Below are 7,668 nucleotides of genomic sequence, written 5' to 3'. Positions count from 1 at the left end.
TAGGCCTGTCTCCCGGGTTTTGTCGGATCAGGTCGCGGCGTTGGGGTGCGTGCATCGCAAGGCGGAGGAGGGAGCCACTGCGGAGCATTGGCGACCGACGACAACGCGGCGAGGTGCGTGCCCCGGCGTCGCCCCGCAGGCGGGAGTTTGAAGACGGGCCCTAGGGGCACGCCCTCGCCCGGCCTCCGTCGGCATAGGCGTAACCTCGTCTCCGGCAAGGAATCGAATGTCTGAGGAGGCGGGTCACCGCATGGACGCAGGGCTCAAGCGCGAGCTGGAGGCGAAGGTCTACGCGGGTGAGCGGCTGACCCGCGAGGACGGGATCGCGCTCTACGGGAGCGACGACCTGGCCTGGCTGGGCGGGCTGGCCCACCACGTGCGCACGCGGAAGAACGGCGACGTCGTCCACTTCAACGTCAACCGCCACCTCAACATGACGAACGTCTGCAGCGCCTCCTGCGCGTACTGCTCGTTCCAGCGCAAGCCGGGCGAGAAGGACGCCTACACGATGCGCATCGAGGAGGCCGTCCGTCTCGCCAAGGCGATGGAGAGCGACTCCCTCACCGAGCTGCACATCGTCAACGGCCTGCACCCCACCCTGCCGTGGCGCTACTACCCGCGCTCGCTGCGGGAGCTCAAGGCGGCGCTGCCGAACGTCTCGTTGAAGGCCTTCACCGCCACCGAGATCCACTGGTTCGAGAAGATCAGCGGCCTGCCCGCCGACGAGATCCTGGACGAGCTGATCGACGCCGGTCTGGAGTCGCTGACCGGCGGCGGCGCGGAGATCTTCGACTGGGAGGTCCGCCAGCACATCGTCGACCACGACACCCACTGGGAGGACTGGTCGCGGATCCACCGCCTGGCGCACGCCAAGGGCCTCAAGACCCCGGCCACCATGCTGTACGGCCACATCGAGGAGCCCCGCCACCGGGTCGACCACGTGCTGCGGCTGCGTGAGCTCCAGGACGAGACCGGCGGCTTCCAGGTCTTCATCCCGCTGCGCTACCAGCACGACTTCCACGACTCCAAGGACGGCGTCGTGCGCAACAAGCTGATGGCCCGTACCGAGATGGCCACCGGTGCCGAGGCGTTGAAGACCTTCGCGGTCTCCCGGCTGCTCTTCGACAACGTCCCGCACGTCAAGGTCTTCTGGGTGATGCACGGCGTCACCACCGCCCAGCTGGCGCTCAGCCACGGCGCGGACGACATGGACGGCTCGGTGGTCGAGTACAAGATCACCCACGACGCGGACAACTTCGGCACCCCGAACAAGCTCGGCCGCGAGGACCTGCTCGGCCTGATCCGGGACGCCGGCTTCCGCCCGGTGGAGCGCAACACCCGCTACGAGATCATCCGCGAGTACGACGGCCCCGACCTGACGCGTCGCGAGACCCCGCAGGCGATGCGCCTCTGACCTGCGCTTTCCCCGCCGCCCGGACCGCACCCGCGCTCCGGGCGGCGGCGTCTTCACGGCTCCCGCACGCGCCCCGGGTTTACCAACGGGTAGGGCGTTTGGCAGGATCGACGGCATGTCCGGTTCCCATCGCGCCACCGAGTACCCGCCGTACGAGCCGATGCCGGAGCCGGGGTACGGGGTGCCGCAGCAGTCGCACGAGGCGCCGTACCAGGCGTACGAGCCGTACCCGCAGGCCGTCCCGCAGCCCGCCGCGCAGGAGTACTACGGCGAGTACCGGCAGCCGGCCGACGGGTACTCCGGGGCGTACGAGCAGCCGTTCCAGCCCTTCCAGCCGTACGTCGTCGAGCCGGAGCCCGCCTACCAGGGGACCGCTCACCAGGAGCCGTCGGTCTACCAGGAGCCCGCCTACCAGGAGCCGGTGTACGGGCAGCCGGAGTACGAGCAGCCCGAACCGGTCGAGCCCCTCGCGCCCCTCGCCTCCGTCACGCCCATCGCCGCCGCGGCCCCCGCGCCCGGTGGCCGGGCCGCCTCCCGGGGCCGGCGGCGCAAGGCGAAGCAGAAACGACACGGCAAGGCCGTGATGGCCGGCACCGCGTTGCTGGTCGCGGCCGCCGCCGGCTGGTACACCGTCGGCCAGGACGGCGCCAAGTCCGTCGCCGCGGCCGCCGACGGCCCCGGGCCGGAGGGCGTCAGCAAGCCCGACCACCCCGTCACGCCCGCCCCCGCGGCCGTCCAGGCCGCCGCCGACCGGCAGAGCGCCCCCGCGGCCGCCGGCCGCAGCGAGACCCGCCCGGACGGCTCCCTGACCGCGATACCCGGCCTCGGGGCCGCCTTCACCGCGAAGATCCCCGCCGCGACCACCCAGGTCGTGGTCGCCACCGGCCAGGGCAAGGACACCGACAGGAACAGCGTCACGCTGTGGACCCGCACCCCCGAGGGCCGCTGGCTGGCCGGTGAGACCTGGCAGGGCCACAACGGCAAGAACGGCTGGACCACCGACCACAACGAGGGCGACCTGCGCAGCCCGATCGGCGTCTTCGACCTCACCGACGCCGGTGGCCGCAACGCCAACCCCGGCAGCAAGCTCCCGTACGACAAGGACGCCAGCTTCGTGGTCTCCGGGACGGGCTTCTTCGGCGACCAGCTGGCCGGCTCCTTCGACTACGTGGTCGCGATCAACTACAACCGGGTCGCCGGCAGCTCCCCGCTCGACATGCGCCGCCCGATGGGCAGCAAGAAGGGCGGCGGGATCTGGCTGCACGTCGACCACGACGGCCCGACCCACGGCTGCGTGTCGATACCCGAGGACAAGATGGCCCAGCTGATCCGCACCCTGGACCCGGCCGCCCATCCGGTGATCGTGATGGGCGACGCCACCTCGCTGGCCGCCTGACCTCGGCGGACGCCCGGGCCCAGGCGCCCCAAGGGCCTTGTGGAGCCCCTACAGATCACAGCTGCGGATCCTGTAGCCGGTCGTGCCCGGCTGACCAGCGGGTAACCCGGTTCCATGGCAGCATGAGCGGTTCGCGCATTGTGGCACTCGGGCACTACCAGCCTCCCAAGGTGCTCTCCAACGACGACCTGGCGGCATTCGTCGACACCGACGACGAGTGGATCCGCACCCGGGTGGGGATCCGCACCCGGCACATCGCCGAGGGCGAGACCCTGGTCGACCTCGCCACCGAGGCCGCGCAGAAGGCGCTGGCCAACAGCGGCCGGACGGCGGCGGAGATCGACCTGGTGGTGGTCGCCACCTGCACCGCGATCGAACGCAGCCCCAACACCGCCGCCGCGGTGGCTGCCCGGCTGGGCGTCCGCGCGCCCGCCGCCTACGACATCAACACGGTCTGCTCCGGCTTCTCCTACGCGCTGGCCACCGCCGACCACGCGATCCGGGCCGGTGCGGCGCGGCGCGCGCTGGTGATCGGCGCCGAACGGATGTCCGACACCCTCGACTGGACCGACCGCTCCACCTGCGTGATCTTCGGCGACGGCGCCGGCGCCGCGGTGGTCGAGGCCCAGGAGGAGGACGCCGAGCCGGGCATCGGACCGGTGGTCTGGGGCTCCGAGCCGGAACGGGGCGACGCCGTGGTGATCACCGGCTGGGACCCGGTGATCAGCCAGCAGGGCCAGTCGGTGTTCCGCTGGGCCACCACCCAGCTCGCCCCGCTGGCCCGGCAGGCCTGCGAGCGGGCCGGGATCGACCCGTCGGAGCTCAAGGGCTTCGTCCCGCACCAGGCCAACCTGCGGATCATCGACGCGATCGCCGCCAAGCTGGGCCTCGGCGACGCGGTGGTGGCCCGGGACGTGGTCGAATCCGGCAACACCTCGGCGGCCTCGATCCCGCTCGCCTTCTCCAAGCTGGTCGAGCGCGGCGAGCTCTCCCCGGGCGACCCGGTCCTGCTCTTCGGCTTCGGCGGCGGCCTGGCCTACGCCGGCCAAGTGGTCCGCTGCCCGTAGCTCGCCCGGCCTGCCCGCCCCGAGCCGAAGGGGCGCGCTGGTGCCGAAAGGGAGAAGCGAGGGAGCGACGAAGGAGCGAGGGAGCGCCGACCGTCGGCACCGGGTCAGAGCGCCCCGGAGGCGAGTGGGCGAGTAGCAGCATGCCGGTGGGCGGGCACCCTGTGTGAGGGGTGCCCGCCCACCGGCATGTCTGGCGCGCGTGCGGTACGTCGGCGGACCTCCCCCGAGGACACGGCCGCCGTCCGTCGTACCCCGGACAGGAGGCCGGGGCTGCGCGCGGAGCGGATGGTGGGTCGGAGGAGGGTCCTACTTGGGCGCCTTCTTGCCGGTGACGCCCAGGTACACCAGGGGAGCGAGGTTGGGCTTGAGGTCCTTGACCTTGACGCCCCAGGAGGTGAAGGCCTTCTGGTGCTCGGCCGCCGAGGCGAGCAGCGAGACCAGGGCCCCGGCGACGGCGTTCGGGTCGAGTGACTTGTCGGCCTGACCCTTCGCCTGGAGTTCCTTGACGGCCTCCGCGAGCGGCTTGGCGACCGAGTTGAGGACGGTCATGCGGATCTTGAAGAACCGCTTGTCCCCTTCTGCGGCACCGAGCGTGACCACTCGGAGAATGGCGTCGTTCTTGCGCCAGAAGGCGAGGAATCCGTCGACCAGTTCTTCCGAAGTGGTCGGTCCGGACTTCCCTGCCCAGGACTTTCCGGCCACCAGCTCTTTGAGGGTGTCGGAGTCCTTGGCCATTTCCTCGGCGATTTCGAGGACTGCGCCCTCGACATCCGGGAAGTACTGGTAGAAGGTCGCGGGGGAGGTACCCGCCATACGGGCGACGTCGATGACCTTGACGTCCCGATAGGGCGACGTGCTGAGCATCTCGCGGAGGCAGTCGAGCAGCTTCTGCCGCGTCTCCTGTCCGCGTCGCCCGGCGACGCGACCGTCGACGGTGCGAACTTGTCCTGTCATGCCGTCAGCTTACCGTGGCACGATCTTGGCGCGATTCGGTGATGCGACTATTACTCCGCACGGGGGTCGCTATAGCGGCCTGAACCACTTCGGACGGATATTCACCGGGGTCCGAAGGCGCTCTTGAAGCCCCCCCGTGTGCTTTTGACCCCATAGCGTGACGGCGAGTCCGCTGAGGGGTGGTCGGGTGACAGAGCGTGACCGGTGAGGGGGGTCGGGACGTGGACGGTCCGGGCTCCGTGGCGCAAGCCGGGGCCGGATCGGGCGTCAGGATCCGGCCGTTCCGTCACCGCTGACCAGCGGACTGTCCGTCCGGGGCGGTGGCCGTCTCCCGGTGGGGGAGGTTGGAGTTGCGCGGGGCGGCATTGGAGAATCGGGTCCGGCACCACGCGGCGGGTGCGGACGACGGGGAGGTGGCTGCGGAGTGGACCAGCTGACGGCGCACGATCCGAGGAGGATCGGGCCCTTCGAGGTGCTGGGGCGGCTCGGCGCGGGTGGGATGGGGCTGGTCTACCTGGCGCGCTCCGCCTCCGGGCGCCGGGTGGCCATCAAGACCGTCCGGGGGGAGCTGGCCGAGGACGAGCTGTTCCGGGTCCGCTTCGCCCGGGAGATCGCGGCGGCCAAGACGGTCGGCGGTTTCTACACCGCGGCCGTGGTGGACGCCGACGCGGACGCCCGGGTGCCCTGGCTGGCCACCGCGTACATCCCGGCGCCCTCCCTGGAGGACCTGGTCGAGGAGTGCGGCCCGCTGCCGGTCGACGCCACCCGCTGGCTGGTCGCGGGCATCGCCGAGGCGCTGCAGTCCATCCACGCGGCCGGACTGATCCACCGCGACCTCAAGCCCTCCAACGTGCTGGTGGTCGAGGACGGCCCGAAGGTGATCGACTTCGGCATCGCGGCCGGGGTCTCCAGCACCCGGCTGACCATGACCAACGTCGCGGTCGGCACCCCCGCCTACATGTCCCCGGAGCAGGCCCGGGACAGCCGGACCGTCCGGGGCGCCAGCGACGTCTTCTCGCTCGGCTCGCTGATGGTCTTCTGCGCCACCGGGCACCCCCCGTTCCGCGGCTCCAACCCGGTCGAGACGGTGTTCCAGCTGCTGCGGGAGGAGCCGGACCTCACCGGGATGGCGCCCGAGCTGATGGACCTGGTCCGGGCCTGCATGCAGCAGGCGCCCGAGCGCCGGCCCACCCCCGCGCAGATCCAGGCCGAGCTGGCCCCGCACCTGTTCTCCCGGGACGACGCCGCCGGGGAGGTCGGCGACTGGCTGCCGCCCCACGCGCTGGAGCTGATCGAGCGCAAGCGCGGCCGCCGCCCGAGCGCCCAGCCCCGCTCGTACCCCGGCCCGGCCGAGCCGCCGCGGCCGCCGCACACCCAGGGCCCGCCGCAGCAGCCGCACGTGCCGCCGCCGCACCCCGGCCCGGACGACCCGCGCACCTACCCCGGGGCCGGGCACGCCCCGCCGACCGGGCCGGTGCACGCCGGGCCGCGCCCCGGGGGCCAGGACGACGGGATCCCGACCGCGAAGATCCCCTCCAAGAACAAGCACCGCGCGCCCACCGGCGGCATGGCCGTCGAGGTGCAGCTGTCCGGCGCCTCGGTGCGGATAGGCCCGGGGCCGCGGGCCGAGCACGAGCAGCCCGGTCCGAGCACCGCCCCGGCCACCACCGACTGGGTCCGCCGGGCGGCGCCGACCCCGCCGCCCGTTCCGACCCCGCCGCCCGCGGCGGCGGCCCGCTGGCGCCCCTGGCGGTTCCGGATGTCCAACGACGTCTGGGGCACCCCGGTGGTCGCCGACGGCACGCTCTTCGTCTCCAGCTTCGAGGTGCACGCGCTGGACATCGGCTCCGGCGAGCGCCGCTACAAGACCCGGGACGTCGCCTGGGCGCTCGCGGTGGACGCCGGCCGGGTGCACGCCGCGGACGGCCCGCACCTGTACACCGTGGACGTCGCGGACGGTACCGAGCGCTGGCGCACCTCGCTGGACGGCTGGGTCTACTCGCTCTCCGCCGCCGACGGCGTGCTCTGCTGCGGGGTGCGCGGCGGCGGCGTCCAGCTGCGCGCGGCCGCCACCGGCGCCGAGCTGTGGCGCGCCGACGACGCCCAGCAGGACTACGAGAACCCGCAGTCCGGCCCGGTCCTGGTGGGCGGCGCCGCCTACTACTTCGGCGCCGGACGGCTGCGCTGCGTGGATCCGCGCGGGGCCGGCCTGCGCTGGTCCTTCCAGGTCGGCGAGGACGTGCCCGCGCACCCGGTCGAGCGCGGCGGCGTGCTGTACGTGACGGCGGGCACCCGGGTGTACGCGCTGGACGCGGCCAGCGGAGCCGAGCGCTGGCGCTTCGACGCCCCGGTGGTGCTGTTCACCCCGCCGGCGCTGGACGGCGACGCGGTCTACGTGGCCGACTACCTGGGCACCGTCTACGCGCTGGACGCGGCCACCGGCCTGGACCGCTGGCGCGGGGTCACCGGCAGCCGCCAGGGCGCCGAGCCGGTGGTGGTCGGGGACGGCATGGTGCTGGTCGGCAGCGGCGAGGTGCTGTACGCCTTCGAGGCGGCGACCGGCCGGGAGCGCTGGCGCTACACCACGCGCGGTGAGATCGTCGGCTCCCCGGCGGTGGCCGACGGCCTGGTGCACCTGGGCAGCCGGGACCACTCGCTGCACACCCTGGACCTGGCGACCGGTCAGCTGCGCTGGGAGCTCGGCACCAAGGGCGAGCTCACCGGCTCCCCGGTGGCGGTCGGCGGGCGGGTCTTCGTCGGCTCCAAGGACCGCTGCGTCTACGCGCTGGACGCCTACTACGGCACGGCGGTGCCCGCCCGCTGAGCGGGGCGGACAC

At 72.8% G+C, this 7,668-nt stretch carries 5 protein-coding genes; 4 read left to right on the top strand and 1 reads right to left on the bottom strand.

Annotation, left to right across the window (positions count from 1 at the left end; translation table 11 throughout):
- The first annotated feature begins 250 nt into the window (after positions 1–250).
- From mqnE to ACFXPX_RS23020, 3 genes are all read left to right on the top strand, one after another.
- Positions 251–1,414, top strand: coding sequence for an aminofutalosine synthase MqnE (gene mqnE / locus ACFXPX_RS23030; RefSeq protein WP_375881866.1), 1,164 nt, complete (start codon positions 251–253; stop codon positions 1,412–1,414).
- A gap of 115 nt (positions 1,415–1,529) precedes the next feature.
- The gene (locus ACFXPX_RS23025) at positions 1,530–2,810 is read left to right on the top strand and encodes a L,D-transpeptidase family protein (RefSeq protein WP_375881867.1); all 1,281 of its coding nucleotides are present in this window, start codon (positions 1,530–1,532) and stop codon (positions 2,808–2,810) included.
- 122 nt (positions 2,811–2,932) lie between these two features.
- Positions 2,933–3,877 (top strand): beta-ketoacyl-ACP synthase III, encoded by a 945-nt coding sequence (locus ACFXPX_RS23020; RefSeq protein WP_380522867.1) that lies wholly within the window; start codon positions 2,933–2,935, stop codon positions 3,875–3,877.
- A gap of 306 nt (positions 3,878–4,183) precedes the next feature.
- Here the strand turns inward: ACFXPX_RS23020 and ACFXPX_RS23015 are convergent, their stop codons facing one another.
- Complete coding sequence (locus tag ACFXPX_RS23015; protein ID WP_188307623.1) at positions 4,184–4,831, bottom strand: TetR family transcriptional regulator; 648 nt, start codon at positions 4,829–4,831, stop codon at positions 4,184–4,186.
- A gap of 424 nt (positions 4,832–5,255) precedes the next feature.
- Between ACFXPX_RS23015 and ACFXPX_RS23010 the strand changes: the two genes are divergently transcribed.
- A complete protein-coding gene (locus tag ACFXPX_RS23010) occupies positions 5,256–7,655 on the top strand; it encodes a PQQ-binding-like beta-propeller repeat protein (protein ID WP_375881873.1) in 2,400 nt (799 codons plus the stop codon).
- The last annotated feature ends 13 nt before the right edge of the window (positions 7,656–7,668 follow it).

This window comes from Kitasatospora sp. NPDC059146, assembly GCF_042786665.1.
Classification (GTDB): Bacteria; Actinomycetota; Actinomycetes; order Streptomycetales; family Streptomycetaceae; genus Kitasatospora.
The sequence above is the reverse complement of the archived record's forward strand: the minus strand, read 5'-3'. Positions and strand labels throughout refer to the sequence as shown.